General features: G+C 42.5%; 18 protein-coding genes. 6 read left to right on the top strand and 12 right to left on the bottom strand.

The features are described from left to right. The first annotated feature begins 59 nt into the window (after positions 1-59). The 3 genes from PP181_RS13805 to PP181_RS13795 all read left to right on the top strand — a co-directional run bounded on the left by PP181_RS13805 (position 60) and on the right by PP181_RS13795 (position 3,148). Complete coding sequence (locus tag PP181_RS13805) at positions 60-689, top strand: bifunctional nuclease family protein (protein ID WP_138259611.1); 630 nt, start codon at positions 60-62, stop codon at positions 687-689. An 18-nt stretch (positions 690-707) separates the two neighbouring features. Further along, positions 708-2,174, top strand: a complete 1,467-nt coding sequence (locus PP181_RS13800) for a NupC/NupG family nucleoside CNT transporter (RefSeq protein ID WP_272637533.1) — start codon at positions 708-710, stop codon at positions 2,172-2,174. Between the two features lie 149 nt (positions 2,175-2,323). Then, complete coding sequence (locus PP181_RS13795) at positions 2,324-3,148, top strand: thymidylate synthase (RefSeq protein ID WP_272637532.1); 825 nt, start codon at positions 2,324-2,326, stop codon at positions 3,146-3,148. 69 nt (positions 3,149-3,217) lie between these two features. Here the strand turns inward: PP181_RS13795 and PP181_RS13790 are convergent, their stop codons facing one another. Then, positions 3,218-3,514: an isoamylase early set domain-containing protein gene (locus PP181_RS13790; RefSeq protein ID WP_138259606.1), complete on the bottom strand. Its 297-nt coding sequence runs from the start codon at positions 3,512-3,514 to the stop codon at positions 3,218-3,220. A gap of 150 nt (positions 3,515-3,664) precedes the next feature. Next, on the bottom strand, positions 3,665-4,750 hold the full coding sequence (locus PP181_RS13785) for an aminotransferase class V-fold PLP-dependent enzyme (protein WP_154920515.1): 1,086 nt from the start codon (positions 4,748-4,750) through the stop codon (positions 3,665-3,667). Positions 4,751-4,885: 135 nt separating this feature from the next. On the opposite strand from PP181_RS13785, the gene PP181_RS13780 reads away from it, so the two are divergent. Continuing rightward, the gene (locus PP181_RS13780) at positions 4,886-5,395 is read left to right on the top strand and encodes a dihydrofolate reductase (protein ID WP_246160920.1); all 510 of its coding nucleotides are present in this window, start codon (positions 4,886-4,888) and stop codon (positions 5,393-5,395) included. 23 nt (positions 5,396-5,418) lie between these two features. Here PP181_RS13780 and murI read toward each other — a convergent pair whose 3' ends face one another. Continuing rightward, positions 5,419-6,207 carry a glutamate racemase gene (gene murI / locus PP181_RS13775; protein ID WP_154920513.1) on the bottom strand — a complete coding sequence of 263 codons (789 nt, stop codon included), beginning with the start codon at positions 6,205-6,207 and terminating at the stop codon, positions 5,419-5,421. 8 nt (positions 6,208-6,215) lie between these two features. After that, positions 6,216-7,886 (bottom strand): alkaline phosphatase PafA, encoded by a 1,671-nt coding sequence (pafA, locus tag PP181_RS13770; protein ID WP_272637531.1) that lies wholly within the window; start codon positions 7,884-7,886, stop codon positions 6,216-6,218. Between the two features lie 111 nt (positions 7,887-7,997). On the opposite strand from pafA, the gene PP181_RS13765 reads away from it, so the two are divergent. Further along, entirely contained in the window at positions 7,998-8,735 is a 738-nt protein-coding gene (locus tag PP181_RS13765; RefSeq protein WP_138259602.1) for an MlaE family ABC transporter permease, read from the top strand. After that, complete coding sequence (locus tag PP181_RS13760) at positions 8,735-9,502, top strand: ABC transporter ATP-binding protein (protein ID WP_154920509.1); 768 nt, start codon at positions 8,735-8,737, stop codon at positions 9,500-9,502. The genes PP181_RS13765 and PP181_RS13760 overlap by 1 nt, the downstream gene beginning before the upstream one ends. Here the strand turns inward: PP181_RS13760 and PP181_RS13755 are convergent. From PP181_RS13755 to cdd, 8 genes are all read right to left on the bottom strand, one after another. Then, positions 9,499-10,968, bottom strand: coding sequence for a DUF389 domain-containing protein (locus PP181_RS13755; RefSeq protein ID WP_138259600.1), 1,470 nt, complete (start codon positions 10,966-10,968; stop codon positions 9,499-9,501). The genes PP181_RS13760 and PP181_RS13755 overlap by 4 nt on opposite strands. Positions 10,969-10,970: 2 nt before the next feature. Further along, positions 10,971-12,050: a mannose-1-phosphate guanylyltransferase gene (locus tag PP181_RS13750; RefSeq protein ID WP_272637530.1), complete on the bottom strand. Its 1,080-nt coding sequence runs from the start codon at positions 12,048-12,050 to the stop codon at positions 10,971-10,973. Position 12,051: 1 nt separating this feature from the next. After that, complete coding sequence (locus PP181_RS13745) at positions 12,052-12,654, bottom strand: SprT-like domain-containing protein (RefSeq protein WP_272637529.1); 603 nt, start codon at positions 12,652-12,654, stop codon at positions 12,052-12,054. 91 nt (positions 12,655-12,745) lie between these two features. Continuing rightward, entirely contained in the window at positions 12,746-13,426 is a 681-nt protein-coding gene (locus PP181_RS13740) for an SDR family NAD(P)-dependent oxidoreductase (RefSeq protein ID WP_154920501.1), read from the bottom strand. Beyond that, complete coding sequence (locus tag PP181_RS13735) at positions 13,426-14,472, bottom strand: M28 family metallopeptidase (RefSeq protein WP_272637528.1); 1,047 nt, start codon at positions 14,470-14,472, stop codon at positions 13,426-13,428. Before PP181_RS13735 ends, PP181_RS13740 begins: the two co-directional genes overlap by 1 nt. 79 nt (positions 14,473-14,551) lie before the next feature. Further along, on the bottom strand, positions 14,552-16,213 hold the full coding sequence (locus tag PP181_RS13730; RefSeq protein WP_272637527.1) for a pyruvate dehydrogenase complex dihydrolipoamide acetyltransferase: 1,662 nt from the start codon (positions 16,211-16,213) through the stop codon (positions 14,552-14,554). Positions 16,214-16,217: 4 nt separating this feature from the next. Continuing rightward, positions 16,218-17,216: a pyruvate dehydrogenase (acetyl-transferring) E1 component subunit alpha gene (pdhA, locus tag PP181_RS13725; RefSeq protein WP_138259594.1), complete on the bottom strand. Its 999-nt coding sequence runs from the start codon at positions 17,214-17,216 to the stop codon at positions 16,218-16,220. A gap of 185 nt (positions 17,217-17,401) precedes the next feature. Continuing rightward, entirely contained in the window at positions 17,402-17,887 is a 486-nt protein-coding gene (cdd, locus tag PP181_RS13720; RefSeq protein ID WP_154920495.1) for a cytidine deaminase, read from the bottom strand. Between the last annotated feature and the right edge of the window lie 25 nt (positions 17,888-17,912).

Below are 17,912 nucleotides of genomic sequence, written 5' to 3'. Positions count from 1 at the left end.
GGCTGTTCGAATAGTTGGGGTCCCAAGTGTTTGAACAGCTTTTTTAGTTTATACGATTTATGAGTTTAGTACGATTGAAAATAAAGGGGATTTCTTACAGCCAAACGCAGAATGGCGCTTATGCCCTTATATTGAACGAAGTAGAGGGAGACCGTAAATTGCCCATTGTCATCGGAGCTTTTGAAGCGCAGTCCATAGCCATTGCCCTAGAAAAGGAAATAAAGCCCCCAAGGCCCTTGACACATGACCTTTTCAAAAATTTTGCGGACCGTTTTGACATCGTCATCAAACAGGTAATCATCCATAAACTGGTGGACGGGGTTTTCTATTCCAGTATTATCTGTGAGCGTGATGGCATTGAGGAGATTATAGATGCCAGGACTAGTGATGCTATCGCATTGGCACTTCGCTTCAATGCACCCATTTTCACGTACAAGACCATTTTGGACAAGGCGGGTATCTTCTTGAAGTTTTCCTCCAAAGAGACCGAAAAAAAGGAGAGCGACGACAGCATTGTTGTAGATGAGATACTTCAGGAGGGCGAAACCGTGGAAATAGATTCGGGTGCTACGGATGGCTATACGGAATTGACCATAGACGAACTCGAACAAGAACTCAAAAAGGCCGTGGCCAACGAAGATTACGAGAAAGCGGCAAAGTTACGGGATGAAATATCCAAAAGAAATTGATTGGACAAGCCCTAGCGCATGAAAAAAAATCCCTGCCTTCAACTTCTCTTATTTTTCCTTTTTCCAGTACTATTGTTTTCCCAAACCCCGGATGCATCGGAGACGATACTAAATTCCGTTGATAGTACCATCCTAAATGTTATAGCCGATAATCAATTGACCTCCTCCATCCCCAATGAGGGTTTTTCTTTCTATAGTTTGTGGCGGGGCATCCTGGGCATGCTGGTATTGATCGGTCTGGCGTTTTTGTTCAGTTCCAACCGAAAAGCCATCAATTGGAAGACCGTGGGAATAGGACTTGCCATACAATTGGCGTTGGCCATTGGAATATTGAAAGTTCCGTTCATCCGAGCCATTTTTACGGTGCTAGGGAAAATATTCAACGAAATCCTAAACTTTACCGTTGCCGGAAGTCGGTTTTTATTGGGGAACCTCATGAATCTTGACAACCCTAATATCGGATACGTATTCGCCTTTCAGATTCTACCAACGATCATCTTTTTTTCAGCTTTGACATCCGTACTTTTTTACTTGGGAATCATTCAGAAAATCGTGAAGGGCTTGGCGTGGCTGTTGACAAAATCTCTAGGAATCTCAGGTCCCGAAAGCCTTTCTGTAGCAGGGAATATATTTTTAGGTCAGACCGAAGCACCATTGATGATAAAAGCGTATTTGGAGCGCATGACCAAATCTGAAATCCTATTGGTAATGATCGGCGGTATGGCGACCGTTGCCGGGGGCGTCCTTGCGGCATACATAGGATTTTTGGGAGGAAATGACGAAGCCCTCCGATTGGAATTTGCCCGGCATCTGATCGCTGCATCCGTTATGGCGGCACCAGGGGCCATCGTCGTTTCAAAAATACTTTGCCCACAAACCGAGGAGGTGGATACGAACATAAAGGTTTCTACAGAGAAAATTGGGACCAATTTGCTCGATGCCATAGCCAACGGTACTACAGAAGGACTAAAATTGGCAGTGAACGTAGGTGCCATGCTTTTGGTCTTTGTAGCCTTTATTGCCATGTTGAATGGTATTTTTGGGTATGTTGGCGATTTAACCAATATAAATCAATTTGTAGCGGAGCATTCGTCATTTGAAAAACTTTCATTGGAAGCCATTCTTGGAACCATTTTCGCACCATTGATGTGGTTGATTGGCGTGGCGAATGAGGACATCGCATTGATGGGCCAACTGTTGGGGATTAAACTGGCTTCCAGCGAATTTGTGGCCTATACCCAATTGGCCGAGTTAAAAAATGTAGCCATTACCCCAAGCCTGTCCTACCAAAAATCGATTATCATGGCTACCTATATGCTTTGTGGCTTTGCGAACTTTGCTTCCATCGGCATTCAAATTGGGGGAATTGGCTCCTTAGCCCCGGCACAAAGAAAAACCTTGTCGGAGTTTGGAATGAAGGCAGTATTGGGAGGATCTTTAGCTTCCCTTCTATCGGCCACTATTGCCGGAATGATATTGGGGTAACGCCCTCAAGCCCCCAAAGGGGGAACCACAATTTGCCGTTAATAAATTTTAATAAAAGCCTAGAATTATTTGGATAAAGACCAATAGGCATTCCTTATTTTTACAAAAATAAACCAAAGGGAATTCCCCCTTTGGGGGTTAGGGGGCTTATGAAACAATACCACGACTTACTAAAGCATGTTTTGAACGAAGGGAACCAAAAAGGTGATCGTACCGGTACGGGAACTTTAAGTGTTTTTGGCTATCAGATGCGGTTTGACCTGAGTGAGGGATTCCCTATGGTCACTACCAAGAAATTACATCTAAAGTCCATCATTTATGAGCTATTATGGTTTTTAAACGGTGACACCAATATAGCCTATTTGCAGGAAAACGGGGTGCGTATTTGGAACGAATGGGCCGATGAAAATGGGGACTTAGGTCCGGTTTACGGACATCAGTGGCGAAACTGGAACGGCGACGAAATCGACCAGATAAAGGAGGTCGTGGAAACCTTAAAAAACAATCCAAATAGCCGACGTATGTTGGTATCCGCATGGAATCCAAGTGTCTTGCCAGATACCTCCAAATCGTTTTCAGAAAACGTTGCCAATGGCAAAGCGGCCCTTCCTCCTTGTCACGCGTTTTTTCAGTTTTATGTGGCGGACGGAAAATTATCCTGCCAGCTTTACCAACGCAGCGCAGATATCTTTTTAGGCGTGCCCTTCAACATTGCTTCCTATGCCCTTTTCACCATGATGATTGCGCAGGTATGCGGTTATGACCCCGGGGAATTCATTCATACGTTTGGTGATGCGCATATTTACAATAATCATATGGAACAAGTGGAATTACAATTGAGTAGGGAACCTCGGCCTTTGCCAAAAATGGTCCTAAACCCCAATGTAAAAGATATCTTCGGTTTTAAGTTCGAGGATTTCACATTATTGGATTATGATCCGCATCCACATATTAAAGGGGTTGTTGCAGTTTAGTAATAAAAAAAGATAACAATAAAAAAGGGAACTCTCTGAAGTCCCCTTTTTTATCTAGTTTAAAATTATTTACAACTCCAATACCGCATTTTCAGAACCGGCATAATCGTTCCACTGGTAACGGTCCGCCTCAGTTTCGTTTACATAAGTGCCGTCTACCAAGTATTTAAATTCGAACGTACTTTCCTTTGGAAGGTCAAAAGTTCCCTTAAAAGTTCCGTTTTTTAATTTTTTCAATGTGCTTCCCTTAGGGCTCCAATCGTTAAAGTCACCTACTACGGCCACTTTCTTAGCATCCTCTGCAGGAACTGTAAAAGTTACCTTACAAACCGGTTTTGTCTTTAGATATTGTTTTGCGATTGCCATGATTTTAGTTTTTAAATTTAGGGCAAAGCTACGGCATTAAACTCCTCATTGTCAACGGTTAATGTCATTTTTATGAAATTGGCAAAAATTTAGCTGAAATTAACGACTGTCCAAAAATAATGTCTTTCAAATGTTGCAAGTAGGTAATTATCAATAGGATGTTTTTAAGACTTTTATAAGATGTTCAAAGTCATCCATTCCATTATAGAAGTTAAAGCCCACCCTAATTCCGTCTCCCCGCATAGCGCACAATATGTCATTGTCAGACAAGGTCTTAAACACTTTTTGACCTGCCTTTATATTAAATATGGTACTATGGGCTTCCCTGTCGACTATATGTTTCTGTAATAAGCCCATGCCATTTAAAGCTTCCTTTATTTTTTTGGACATATTTTGATTATGCTGAGTAATCTGTTCCTTTCCAATGGAGTCCAAAAAATCCAAGGAGAATTTTAGACTTCCAAAGTTCAAACTGGACAAGTGACCAGGTTCCAACTTTTTTGCGAGGGCTATGGTTTCCTTATTGTCGAAATTTCCATGCGCTGCATTGAAACCTGTAGTAGGTACCTTGAGCTCGTTCTCCAGATTGTCGGCAAAGAGCATAAACCCATTTCCATAACCGGACAGGAGCCATTTATAGCCGCTAACCCCCAAAACATCGATTCCCGAAGCTTTAAAATCAAAGGACATGGCTCCACAAAACTGTGTACCATCGGCAATAATCAAAAGTTTTGGGTTGTCACGTTTTAGTTTTTTGATGAACTCCAAATCGATTAAAAATCCGTCCAGCCACTGCACAATGCTAAAGGCGAATACATCGATATTGTTTTTTTTGACAGCCTCTACTATTCTTTCCTCAAGATCGGAGGTAATTCCCAAGGTTGTAATAGCAAACTCCCTACTCTCAAAGGGCCAGTTCACGGAAGGATAGTCGTTCTCCAAAAGCAGAACATTCCTTTTCGCCTGTAACCCCTCCAATAATAGGTTCATTCCCAAGGAATAATTATATACCAAAGCGACCCTTTCCCGGTCGCAATTAAAAAATTGCCCAATTTTTTCACGTGTATCGGACAAGGTTTTAAGTGTCTGTTCCCATAGTTCACTACCATGTAATAAAGCATCCAAATCATGTTCCTGTCTCCAATCGATCAAGGAATCATACAATGGCCCAAAAACGGCCGTATTTAAATAGGTACACTTTCTTAGCAGGGGAAACTCCTTTTTTATTTTATCCATTAATCGTTTCTTTTTTGGAACGCATTTGTTCGCTTTTCAAAACAGCAGCTATCTATCTGTACAAATCCGTAACTTTGAATTATAAAGATAGCCATAGCAATTTATATGGCTCGTTTTTTGTTCAAGCATAGCTATATGAAGGCCGAAAAAAATATAACAATGATTGCTGCGGCAGGTGAGGATGATTCCCTTGGAAGGGATAATGATTTGCTATGGCATCTACCTGATGATTTCAAGAGGTTCAAAAGATTGACCTCGGGACATAAGATCATCATGGGTAGAAAAACATTTGAAAGCTTTCCGAAGCCCTTGCCCAATCGGTTGCATATTATCATTACCCGAGACGAAAACTACAAAGTGTCTTTCCCAGATAGCATCATTGTGCATTCCCTGGAAGAAGCCCTGGACCTAGTCAACGAAGAAAAAGCCTATATAATTGGTGGCGGAGAAATATACAAACTTGGAGAAAAATATGCCGATGGTATCGAACTCACTAGGGTTCACGGCACTTTTAACGCGGATACCTTCTTCCCGCCTATCGACGCTACGGTTTGGGAGTTGGTGGCCGAGGAATACCATCCAAAAGATGACAAACACCAATACGATTTTACCTATCGTACCTATACTAGAAAAAACAAAAAATAAAATAGTTTAGCGCATCTCAAAGATTAAAAATCCAAGTATTGGGCCGTTACGTTTTTAGCAGCGTTTAAGACAAACCTTTCCAGCACTTCCAAATTCCCGTTCGTATAAAATTGGTGCCTTCCGGTAGCATCGAAACTATTTTGGAGGTGTTGTTTGGCTAGGATCGCTTTGGTCTGCCTTGCCACGGCCTCGCCAGAATCGATTATCTGTACGTCAGCGGGCAATATCTCCCTTAAAATCGGTATCAAATAAGGATAATGGGTACAGCCAAGTACCAGGTAATCAATGCCCTTTTCCAACATAGGTTGTACAAACTGATATAAAAGCTGTTTTAAGGAATCACTTTCCATATCACCTTTTTCGATCAATTCTACCAATCCCTTTCCTTGTCTTTCAATAACCTCGATCCCAGCTGCATGATTTTGGCTTGTGCTATGGAACAAGGTACTGGACAAGGTTCCCTTAGTGGCCAAAATTCCAACTTTCTTGGACTTGGAGTTTAAGGCCGCAGGTTTGATGGCCGGTTCAATGCCTATAAATGGAATATCGTACGAGTTCCTGAGATAATCTATGGCGTTTGTTGTAGCGGTATTACAGGCGACAACGATCAACTTGCATCCCCGTTGAATCAAATACTCGGTATTCTTAATACTCAGTTGTAGGATTTCCTCGTTCGATTTTTCACCGTAAGGAGCGTTTTTACTATCTGCCAAATAGATACAATGTTCATAAGGCATAAGGGTTTGTATTTCCTTCCAAATGGAAGTACCCCCAATACCGGAGTCAAAAATACCTATGGGATTATCGTTCATGACCTTATTTATTCCAATACCTCTGAAAGGGGCTTTCCTGTTGTTCCACTGGGAAAAGCGATTCCCAACAAAGATGAAATTGTAGGGGCGATATCTGGAATTTCGGTTCGCTCCACAGTACTTCCCTTTTGTATCCCCTTTCCAAAGAACAGTAAAGGTACGTGGGTATCATAAATTTGGGGCGATCCATGGGTGGAACCCGTTTGAGGATAGGTAATGGTTCCCGGTTTTAGGACAAGAAGTACATCCCCTGATCTTTTTTGGTTGTACCCATTTTGCAGAATATAGGGAATACCGGAGGAATAATTATTTTGCCACATTTGATAGCCGGTATACACGCGATCCACGTAATCATAGCTTAAAAACTCCTTGGCTATAGCTTCCTGCACATCCTTGATTTCCAAATCCAGATTTTTTACAATCTTATGATCCAGAAAAATTTGATAATTTGAAAAATTCTTTACGATTTCCTCGGTTCCATAGGTATATCTTAAAAACTCCGTAAACTTTTCCTTTGTAGTGCTATTGTCCACATAACCGGCGGGAATTCTTGTCGATATTAGATATGATGGCACGTCGATTGCAGCGTGGTCTGCCGTCAAAAAGACGGTGTACTCCCCTTCGCCCACATTTTTATCCAAAGCCTTGAAAAGTCTGGCCAAATCCAAATCCAAACGGATATAGGTATCCTCCACTTCCTTGGAGTTCACCCCAAACATGTGTCCGACATAATCCGTGCTTGAATAGCTGACCGCCAAAAAATCAGTAATCTCGTCCTGACCCAATTGTTCACGTACTAGGGCCTCAATGGCAAAATCGGTCGTGATGCTATTGCCGTAGGGAGTTGCCTTTATGATTTCAAAATTATTGTTTTTGTCCAACAGGTCTTGAGGGTTGTGAGGGAATGACGACGAGGTTTCACCATCAAATAGTCCTTCAAAAGCATTGTCGTCCACGCCACTTTCTACATAGGTACTTATATCCTTCAAGGTGTTCCATCCTTTTTTATAGGATTGGGCCACTCCAGAACTATTAAAGTCTTCCACCCATTTTGGAAGGGCATCCATGTAGTAGCTGCTCGTAATCCACTTACCCTCATTTTTGCCATGAAACCAATACGCGGCATTGGCGGTATGTCCGCCAGGGAGTACGGCTCCTCTATCCTTAAGGGCGATGGCGATGGTCTTTCCCCTCATTTGCGTATGTAATCTGAGTTCATCCGTTATGGTCGTAACGGTCATTCTATGCGGGGACATTTGGCCGGCATCTGAAGTGGTACCCACGGATGCATACCTATCGTCCGATGCACAATACACATCCACATCATTTTCCTTGTCGTACCATTCATTGCCAATAATACCATGCGTAGCAGGTGTGGTCCCAGTATAAACCGATGTATGCCCAGGTCCCGTACTGGTTGGGGCATAGTTAAAATGGTTGTTCTTACAGTTGAAACCCTCTTCCACCATTCTTTTAAATCCCCCTTCTTCATATTGATCATAAAAGCGGGTCAGATAGTCGTACCGCATCTGGTCCACAATAATCCCAACGACCAATTTAGGCTTGGTTCTCAATGCATCAGGCTCCTCAACCTTGTTCTTACGTTGGGAATAGCCTTGGAAACAAATCAATAGGATGGTAAAAATACTGGGTAATACAGTTGTGAAACGAAAGGTCATGCCTAAAATATTAAGGCGTAAAAATAAAGAAAATAGCCCTGAAAAAATTAATTGGAAGTTAAATCAAATCCATTATTGTTATTTTTACCGTAACAAATCTATTTTAAAGGGATGAATTATTTAGCGTCGATTGGCAGCTATTCCATGATGGTCGTAGAGGTTTTTAAGAAGCCCACCAAATGGCGCATAATGAAATCCCTGATTTTAAAAGAAGTAGATGAACTAGTGTACGGATCACTTGGCATCATTATCTTCATTTCCTTTTTTATTGGCGCCGTTGTTGCCATACAGACCGCACTGAATCTCACGAATCCCATCATTCCAAGAAGTCTCATTGGATTTGCCACAAGGCAGTCCGTTATATTGGAATTTGCACCTACGTTCGTATCCATAATCATGGCGGGAAAAGTGGGTTCTTACATTACTTCGAGTATTGGAACCATGCGGGTCACGGAACAAATCGATGCCTTGGAAGTCATGGGCGTAAATTCCTTGAACTATTTGGTATTCCCAAAAATCATTGCGATGCTCTTTTACCCTTTTGCGATTGCCATTTCCATGTATGTTGGAATTTTTGGAGGTTGGCTCGCTGGGGTGTTTGGCGGATTTTTAACGAGTACCGACTTTGTGACCGGGCTTCAGACCGATTTTATTCCCTTTCATATTGCCTACGCCTTCATTAAGACACTGATCTTTGCATTCATCATAGCCACCATACCTTCCTTTCATGGATACTATATGAAAGGCGGGGCCCTGGAAGTAGGAAAGGCCAGTACCACGTCCTTTGTCTGGACCAGCGTGGTCATAATCATTTTGAACTATTTGCTAACCCAACTACTTTTAGGCTAATGATCGAGGTGAACAACATACATAAATCCTTTGGTGACGCACATATTTTAAAAGGTATCTCCACCACCTTTGAAAATGGCAAGACCAATTTGATTATAGGTCAGAGTGGCTCCGGAAAAACGGTATTCCTCAAATGCCTTTTGGGGTTGTTTTCTCCGGAAAAAGGAAGTATCGTGTATGACGGAAAAAAATATTCAGACCTCACCGAAAACGAGAAACGCGATTTAAGGCAGGAAATGGGCATGGTCTTCCAGGGAAGTGCCCTGTTCGATAGTATGACTGTAGCCGGCAATGTGAAATTTCCTTTGGAAATGTTCACAAAACAATCGGCATCTGAAATGGACGACCGTGTGAATACCGTTTTGAAACGGGTAAACTTAGTGGATGCACATCATAAGTATCCGGCAGAAATTTCCGGAGGAATGCAGAAACGTGTTGCTATTGCCAGGGCCATCGTTATGAACCCCAAGTACCTATTTTGTGACGAACCCAATTCTGGATTAGATCCAAAGACGGCTATCCTCATCGATGATCTTATCAAGGAGATTACGGAAGAATATAACATTACTACGATAATCAATACCCATGACATGAATTCCGTAATGCAGATTGGAGAAAAAATTCTATTCTTAAAAGATGGTCTTAAGGAATGGGAAGGCACAAAGAACGAAATATTCAAGACCGAGAACGAGGCGGTCACCAATTTTGTCTATTCTTCCGATCTTTTTAAAAAAGTACGGCAGATGTACATTGAGGAACGAAATTAATCCTCCATTACTTCCTTTACCTGAATATTGTCATTGTTCAAACGAAGCTTGAGCCAATTCAATAACTTTTGGGTATCCTTGACCGTTTGGTTTCTCCTGGCTTCCTTTTTCCAAGTAATTTCGAAAACCGGTATGGTATCCGTCTTTTGGAAATCCGTTGCTATTAAATAAGAATATCCCAGGCGTTCCAAATTCTCATAATTTGTTTTGGCTTCCATACTTATTTCTTTAAACGGAATCTGACCTACTGCCCCTTTGCTTAATCTTGACAATTCACTTTCCAAAAAGGCAATTTTTTCGTCCTTGCTGCTCAGCTGGTTCTTCTGGGTCTCGTACAGTTCATTAATGTATTTGAGCTGGTTTACCTCCTCGCTTTGCCCACCTTGTATAATCTGCAGATCGGTGTCCTTCAGTCGGGGGTTATCCGCTAATTGGGCACGCCAGGTAGCAATTATATTATCGGGAATGACCTCATTGCCCATAAAAACCAATTCTATTGTAGAATTCTCCCCGTTGTTATATTCCAAATCCGTGAAATTCTCCAAAAACCTTCCCTGACCTGAAAATTGATAGGGCACCACATTCTCATCGATAAAAATAGTGGCTTGTTTCCTGAACAAAGATTCCTGTAACGCGTTCCAAAACGTGATGCTCGCGGGAATCATGACCGCAATGGCCACAGCTGAGGCCAGCCTTGCGATGAATTTTCTTCGTTTTGAGTTGACATAGCGTACCATTGGAAAACGCAACAACTTAATCACCAGAAAGGTGGCCAGTGCAATGAAGATGGTGTTTATGGTGAATAGGTACATGGCCCCACTGGCATAGTCCCAATTACCTATTGCCAATCCAAAGCCAACGGTGCATAATGGAGGCATCAAGGCTGTCGCGATGGCCACACCAAAGATGACACTTGCGATGGTTCCTTTTTTCGCCCTTGCGATTACCAAGGCCAATCCACCAAAAAATGCGATCAACACATCGCGTATATCCGGGGCCGTTCTTGCCAAAAGTTCAGAAGACTCGTCCCGCAGCGGAAAGAACCTGAAAAAAAGAAAAGCGGTCAGCACGCTTAAAACCACCATCACCCCAAAATTCTTTAAAGACCTTTTTAGGGTATCGATATCATTGATACCTACGGAAAGCCCAATACCTAAAATTGGGCCCATTAGGGGAGAAATTAACATAGCGCCAATAACTACCGCAGTAGAGTTTGCGTTCAACCCGATGGAGGCAATAAAGATGGAGCAAACAAGGATCCATGAGGTATGTCCCTTAAAGGGAATATCTGCAATGATCGCTTCCCTAGTGGCGTCCTGGTCCGTGTTGGTCCTTATGTCCAGCAATTCCAGAAGAAACTTTTTTATACTGCCCAAAAGTCCCTGAAAGTCCCTTTTTACCTCGTCCCCGCTATCCGGGGTATTGTCCGTTGGAGTAACGTTGTCCTGACCGAATTTATCCTGCATAGTTACGCGTACTTATCACCAAAATTTTCCTTGACCGAATTTAGTACCTTTTTAATATCCTGCTCCTTGGCTTTTGGATAAATTAACAATACTTCTTCCTTGTCCACTATAATATAATCCTTCAGCCCGTCAACAACTACTATCTTGTCTTTAGGGGTGCGGATCATATTCCCTGTGGCATCCTCGGCCAAAAGTTGGGCGTTGACGACTGCGTTGCCCATGTTCTCCTTGTTCAATTTATCGAACAAGGAACCCCACGTGCCAAGGTCGTTCCAATCAAATGTGGCTTCCAGAACAAAAATGGCATCGGACTTTTCCAAAATAGCATAGTCGATGGAAATATTTTCAGCTTTCGGATAATTTTCGGCGATAAAATCTTTTTCTTCGGATGTATTCAAACAGGAAATCCCATCATGGAATAAATGGAATTGGGTTGACTGGTATTCCTTAAAGGCATCTACGATCGTTCTTACGCTCCACATGAAAATTCCGGCGTTCCACAAAAAATTCCCCTGAACTAAAAATTCCTTGGCCGTTGCATAATCGGGCTTTTCCCTGAATTGATTTACCTTTTTGATCTGGTTTTCATCGGATTTATCAAACTCAATATATCCAAAACCGGTATTGGGAAATGTGGGTTTGATACCCAATGTACAAAGTACGTTTTCCTTTTCACATTTATCGAAACAAGACGTAACGTCCGTGGCAAAGGCCTCCTCGTCCTCGATCCAATGATCACTTGGTGCCACGATCATTACCCCATCCGGATTCATTTTCTGAATCTTTAATGCGGCATATAAAATACACGGCGCGGTATTTCGCATGGCAGGTTCCAAAACCACCTGCTCTTGGGATACCATGGGCAACTGTTCTAAAACTAAATCATTGTACCGTTCATTGGTTAGAATAAGTATATTCTCGGTTGGAACGAACTTATTCAGTCTTTGAAAGGTCTTTTGAATAAGCGTATCGCCCGTACCCAACATATCATGGAACTGTTTTGGGTATTCTGTTGTACTTATGGGCCAGAACCTTGAGCCCACTCCACCTGCCATTAAAACGGCATAATAATTTTTGTTCATGTCAACTAGTTATAAGTTCCACCTCTGCATTGGGCTGAAAAAGGTACACCCTTCCTGTTTTGACCTCAACGCATTCAAATCTTTTTACTCTTTTATTGCCTTTTTTGAAAAGCTTTCCATTATATATCCTAAAAACACTTCCAAAAGGTAATTGAAAAACGTATGTTTTATCGTTTTCTTGCGCATCAAATTGCTGTAAGGCAATGGACAATCGCGCATCCGTACTACTGCTTGCCTTGGGGTTTTTAAAATGCATAGCCAACAAGGGCAGTAATTTGGACGGGAAAATTTCCGGTCGTAAAAAAGGTAACATTAAATACTGAAACGTTCTTTTCCACTCCAACCCGTGCGGTTTAATCCTGCGTCCGTATTTTTCAAAAGCGACCAAATGCGCAATTTCATGAACCAAGGTAATTAAAAACCGATATTTATTGAGGGTAGCGTTTACGGTTATAACGTGCTTACCATCGGGAAGCCTTCTATAATCGCCATGTCTGGTAACCCTTTCGTTTACAATTTTAAGATGCACACCATTATCCTTAATGAGTTGCAGACAGGGATTTACAGATCTTTCCGGCAAATATTTACCCAAAATAGCTTCCATTAAAACAAAAATACCCGAAAAAATAAGAATTGAGCGAAATTGATTTTAATTAACAAAACACCTGTGGTTATAGCATAAAAGCCATCACTATTTAGGGGGTAGAATTTGAAACCTGAAGTAACTTCCCATTGAAGAGGGTGTGACCGCCAAGCGCAAATTCCTTGATATATGTTGCCATTTCCAATGCTGTTACCGGGGCTTTGTACCCCGGAAAAGCTTCCTCCAGCATTTCGGTCTGGACAGCGCCCAAGGCCAATACATTGAACGAGGGACCTGTTTCCTTGTATTCCTCCGCCAGCAATTCCGTAAGTGTAATAACTGCACCCTTACTCGAACTATAGGCCGATAAGCCTGGAAACTTCATACTTCCCTGCACTCCTCCCATGGAACTGACCGTAATCACATGTCCCGTTTTTGACATATAGGGTACTACCAATTTTGTCATTGCCGCAACCCCAAAGACATTTACATCATATACCTTTTTAAATTCATCCAAAGAAGTCTCGGCAAAAGGCTTGTTCAAAAGGGCACCTGCATTGTTGATCAGGATATCCACTATCTGCCATTCTTTTTTTAGAAATTCTTCAACTCTTACAAAATCCGAAGCAAGGGACAAATCGAACGAAAACGCGGTAATGTTTTTATTTTCAAGGCTTTGTATGGGCTCCTCATTTCTGGAAAGCGCCAAAACGGAATGTCCTTCATTGGCAAACAATTGGGCCATTTCAAAGCCTATACCCCTGCTTGATCCTGTTATGATGACGTTGGCCATTACTTATATTTTATTTCCTTAACCGGCGAATTGGCGATCCCTTCCACAATGGGTATCATTTTGTTGACGATAATGGCCATATGTCCATAATCCATTTCGGAGGTTTCGTCGTCCACTTTGTGATAGTAGGGAAAGTTCGTAAAGTCAAACGTACTGTACGTTTGGGAGGGAATATTGAACTCTTGATGGAATGCATAATTATCCGATCTTTTAAAGAGATTGAATTCCTTGGCTTGGGGCAAGAACCCAACTACCTTTTCCCCGGCGTAGGCGTTACTAACCTCGGCCATGTTCGATAATTCATACCCCGTGAGATACACCAAATGGTCCTTGTCCACCATGGGTACCCCCACCATTTCATAATTCAACATGGCATACATATCCAATCCTTGATCTTTCAGCTTTTTGGCCAAATGCCTTGAACCTAAAAGTCCTTTTTCTTCCGCACTGAACAATGCAAAAATAAGACTTCTTTTATTCGATTTTTCCTTGCCAAAATATCGGGCGAGTTCCATGACCGTTGCGGTTCCGGATGCATTGTCATTGGCGCCGTTTGCAATATCGTCCCCATTCTCAGGACTTACAATCCCAAGATGATCATAATGTGCGCCCAGCATCACATATTCGTTCTTCAGAGCTGGGTCGGTACCCTCCAAAACCCCTACAACGTTGAACGCTACTCCTTCAAAGTTTTCCAAGGTATCCTTATAGGTCGTAAAATAAGGTGCGATGCCACTGGATGAAAATCGGTCTTCTATAAAGTCGGCCGCCATTTCGATGCCTTTGGTACCGGATCCTCTTCCCTCTAATGCATCGGATGCCAAATAATCCATAAGTACGGCGATATCCTCCGAAGTTGAAAAAACAACCTCCTTGCCACTGAATTTTCCCGAATCGTTCATGGAAGTCTTAATTTCCTCCGAAACCATTCTTCCTTTAAGTCCCTCAGGACCATCTGGGTTCAATACCGTTTCATTGTTTATCTTTTTGGACCCACAGGAAACCAAAATCAGGACGGAAAGAAAACTTGTCAGCGTTCGTATCATATAAATGTGTTTGAGTGATAAAGATAAAAAAAAGCATCTCCGTTAAGAGATGCTTTTAGACTATATTGTTCTGAGCCGATTAGGCCAACATGGTCACAGGGTTTTCCACATAGTACCTAAGCGTCTGTAAAAATTGCGCTCCCACGGCACCATCAACAGTTCTATGGTCGCAGGCCAAGGTCAATTTCATGGTATTCCCTATCACGATTTCCCCATTTTTGACCACTGGTTTTTCAACGATGGCCCCAACGGAAAGTATGGCGGAATTGGGTTGATTTATAATCGATGTGAATTCCTGTATCCCGAACATTCCCAAGTTGGAAACGGTAAAGGTACTTCCTTCCATTTCAGAAGGAGCGATTTTCTTGTTTCTTGCCTTACCGGCCAACTCCTTTACTGCTGCACCAATCTGCGTAAGACCCAGTAAGTCCGCATGCTTAATTACCGGCACAACCAAACCTTCGTCCACAGCTACGGCAACACCCATATGGATATGTTTGTACTGCTTAGTGGTATCACCGTTCCATGTTGTATTAACCTGAGGATGTTTTCGTAATGCCATGGCACAGGCCTTTAGTACCATGTCATTGAAAGACACCTTGGTATCTGGCAGGCTATTTATCTGGGCCCTTGAAGCGATGGCGTTATCCATATCCACCTCAATGGTCAAATAGAAATGGGGTGCGGTAAACTTGGAATTCCCCAATGCCTTGGCGATGGCCTTTCGCATATTGGAATTCTTGCTTTCCTCCACACCTTCCTCACCAGCAGGAATTGCCATGGAAACAGCAGGCACACTGACCTTTTCCGATTTTGAAACTTCCGGTGCAGCTTTTGGTGCTTCCGCAGGTTTGTAGTTTTCTATATCCTTTTTAATTATTCTCCCATTATCGCCCGTACCGGACACTTTAGAAAGGTCGATTCCCTTATCCTCTGCTATTTTCTTTGCCAAGGGCGATGCAAAGATTCTATTGCCATCCGAAGTTGCGGAAGTAGATTCCTTACTCGATGTATCTTCTGTTTCGGAAGCCTTTGATGCTTCTTCTTTTTTTGCTTCTGTCTTTGTACTTTTTTTGGAGCCCGACTTTGCGTTCAAAACCGCATCAACATCGGTACCATCGGGTCCTATGACGGCTAAAACAGCATCAACGGGCGCGGATTCCCCTTCCTGGATTCCAATATGAAGTAACTTTCCGGAATAGAAAGACTCGAATTCCATGGTTGCCTTGTCCGTCTCGATTTCGGCCAAGATATCACCTTCCTCAACCTCGTCTCCCACTTGTTTCAACCAACTGGCGACGGTTCCTTCTTCCATGGTATCGCTAAGGCGCGGCATCTTCACGATTTCAACTCCTTCAGGAATTTCAGTGGCCGATGTGTCGCCTTCTTCATCCTCCGAATCATCCGAAGTTTCAGCGCTCTTTTCTTCGGCTTTGTCTTCCGAAGCATTTTCTTCTTTCTTTTGACTTCCCCCACCGTTCAAAAGTCCGGAAATGTCCTCTCCTTCTTCACCGATAATCGCCAACAATGTATCTACAGGAGCCCCATCACCTTCCTCAATACCAATATGAAGCAATGTACCCTGGTAAAATGATTCAAACTCCATAGTGGCCTTATCCGTTTCGATTTCAGCCAAAATATCGCCTTCTTCTACCTTATCCCCTACGTTTTTCAACCACTTTGCAACGGTACCTTCTTCCATGGTATCGCTTAATCGCGGCATATTAATTACTTCTGCCATTTAATTACAATTTATGTTGAACGAATGGAAAATCTTCTTGCTCGTATACCATATCGTACAATTGTTGTACGGGCGGATACTCTGATTTCTCCGCAAACTCTTCGCATTCCTTAACCAAATCCTTGACCCTTTTGTCGATCTTCTTGATTTCCTCGTCTGTTGCGTATTTATTTTCCTTGATAATATCCAAGACCTGGGTGATCGGATCAATTTTCTTGTATTCCTCTACCTCCTCCTTGGTTCTATAATGTTGGGCGTCTGACATAGAGTGACCCCTATATCTATACGTTTTCATTTCTAGGAAAGTTGGACCACCTCCAGAACGAGCCCGTTCAATGGCCTTGCTCATCTCTTGGGCAACGGTTACCGGATTCATTCCGTCAACCGGACCGCAGGGCATTTCATAACCCAATCCCAATTTCCAAATATCGGTGGAAAAGGAGGTTCTGGCCACGGATGTTCCCATGGCGTACCCATTATTCTCACAAACGAAAACCACGGGCAATTGCCAAAGCATGGCCAAGTTGAAAGTCTCGTGAAGCGACCCCTGCCTTACGGCACCATCTCCCATGTAACATAGGGTTACGGCATCACTACCGTGGTATTTATCACCAAACGCCATTCCTGCCCCTAGTGGAATTTGTCCGCCAACGATGCCATGGCCTCCGTGAAAACGATGCTCCTTTGAAAATATGTGCATGGATCCACCCATACCTTTGGAGGTTCCGGTCACCTTCCCATATAATTCGGCCATCACCTTTCGTGGGTCCACTCCCATCCCAATGGGCTGAACATGGTTCCTATACGCCGTAATCATTCGGTCCTTTGTCAAATCCATGGCATGCAAGGCTCCCGCCAATACTGCCTCCTGACCGTTATACAAGTGAAGAAAACCTCTTACCTTTTGCTGAATGTACACGGCAGCAAGTTTGTCCTCGAACTTGCGCCAAAACGACATGTCCTCGTACCATTTCAAATAAGTTTCCTTGGTGATTTTTTCCATCGATTCTAAATTTATTACAAATTAATCGGACTCCGTAGCAATGTTCAAGAAGCACATCACAAGAGAACAAAAATACACATATAAATGAATGGATAAAAATAATAGAAATAAAAGCGAGAAGAAATTACACCCTTAACAAAAAAAGGAATTTACGTGTTTAAAAGGTCTTCTTAAAACCTATCTAATCATAGATAGGTTTTATCAAAGCCCAAGGGTAAAATAGCGGCAACCGATGGACATTCTACGACCTTTCCTTGGGCTCCCATCATCAAAATCCGTATGGGCGATTTTTGTCGGTGTTCATATTCGAATAAGGACTGCCTGCAATTACCGCACGGAGCGGCCGGTTCCAACACCTCACTGTTTTTTGATTGTACGGAAATGGCCAATGTTTTGATCGCTACATTGGGAAACTTCGCCCCGGCATAAAAAACGGCCACTCGCTCCGCACAGAGTCCAGAGGGATAGGATGCATTTTCCTGATTATTTCCAATGACAATTTCACCATTTTCCAGTTTCAAGGCGGCACCTACCTGAAATTTGGAATATGGGGCATAGGCATTGTTTCTCGCCTCAACCGATTTTTTCAATAACATTCTATCCCCTTCCTGCATTTCTTCAAAGGAATCATAAATCACTATGTCAAAACCTATTTTCTTCTTTATTGCCATTTCTTGTGTTTGAGAAGTGAAGATA

It is taken from the genome of Maribacter sp. PR66 (assembly GCF_028464205.1).
In the GTDB taxonomy this organism is placed as follows: Bacteria; Bacteroidota; Bacteroidia; order Flavobacteriales; family Flavobacteriaceae; genus Maribacter; species Maribacter flavus.
The sequence above is the reverse complement of the archived record's forward strand: the minus strand, read 5'-3'. Positions and strand labels throughout refer to the sequence as shown.

Bases quoted from the DNA above. Each gene is read 5' to 3' on its own strand.
- PP181_RS13805 (WP_138259611.1), top strand. From the start codon at position 60: ATGAGTTTAGTACGATTGAAAATAAAGGGGATTTCTTACAGCCAAACG.
- PP181_RS13800 (WP_272637533.1), top strand. From the start codon at position 708: ATGAAAAAAAATCCCTGCCTTCAACTTCTCTTATTTTTCCTTTTTCCA.
- PP181_RS13795 (WP_272637532.1), top strand. From the start codon at position 2,324: ATGAAACAATACCACGACTTACTAAAGCATGTTTTGAACGAAGGGAAC.
- PP181_RS13790 (WP_138259606.1), bottom strand. From the start codon at position 3,514: ATGGCAATCGCAAAACAATATCTAAAGACAAAACCGGTTTGTAAGGTA.
- PP181_RS13785 (WP_154920515.1), bottom strand. From the start codon at position 4,750: ATGGATAAAATAAAAAAGGAGTTTCCCCTGCTAAGAAAGTGTACCTAT.
- PP181_RS13780 (WP_246160920.1), top strand. From the start codon at position 4,886: ATGAAGGCCGAAAAAAATATAACAATGATTGCTGCGGCAGGTGAGGAT.
- murI (WP_154920513.1), bottom strand. From the start codon at position 6,207: ATGAACGATAATCCCATAGGTATTTTTGACTCCGGTATTGGGGGTACT.
- pafA (WP_272637531.1), bottom strand. From the start codon at position 7,886: ATGACCTTTCGTTTCACAACTGTATTACCCAGTATTTTTACCATCCTA.
- PP181_RS13765 (WP_138259602.1), top strand. From the start codon at position 7,998: ATGAATTATTTAGCGTCGATTGGCAGCTATTCCATGATGGTCGTAGAG.
- PP181_RS13760 (WP_154920509.1), top strand. From the start codon at position 8,735: ATGATCGAGGTGAACAACATACATAAATCCTTTGGTGACGCACATATT.
- PP181_RS13755 (WP_138259600.1), bottom strand. From the start codon at position 10,968: ATGCAGGATAAATTCGGTCAGGACAACGTTACTCCAACGGACAATACC.
- PP181_RS13750 (WP_272637530.1), bottom strand. From the start codon at position 12,050: ATGAACAAAAATTATTATGCCGTTTTAATGGCAGGTGGAGTGGGCTCA.
- PP181_RS13745 (WP_272637529.1), bottom strand. From the start codon at position 12,654: ATGGAAGCTATTTTGGGTAAATATTTGCCGGAAAGATCTGTAAATCCC.
- PP181_RS13740 (WP_154920501.1), bottom strand. From the start codon at position 13,426: ATGGCCAACGTCATCATAACAGGATCAAGCAGGGGTATAGGCTTTGAA.
- PP181_RS13735 (WP_272637528.1), bottom strand. From the start codon at position 14,472: ATGATACGAACGCTGACAAGTTTTCTTTCCGTCCTGATTTTGGTTTCC.
- PP181_RS13730 (WP_272637527.1), bottom strand. From the start codon at position 16,213: ATGGCAGAAGTAATTAATATGCCGCGATTAAGCGATACCATGGAAGAA.
- pdhA (WP_138259594.1), bottom strand. From the start codon at position 17,216: ATGGAAAAAATCACCAAGGAAACTTATTTGAAATGGTACGAGGACATG.
- cdd (WP_154920495.1), bottom strand. From the start codon at position 17,887: ATGGCAATAAAGAAGAAAATAGGTTTTGACATAGTGATTTATGATTCC.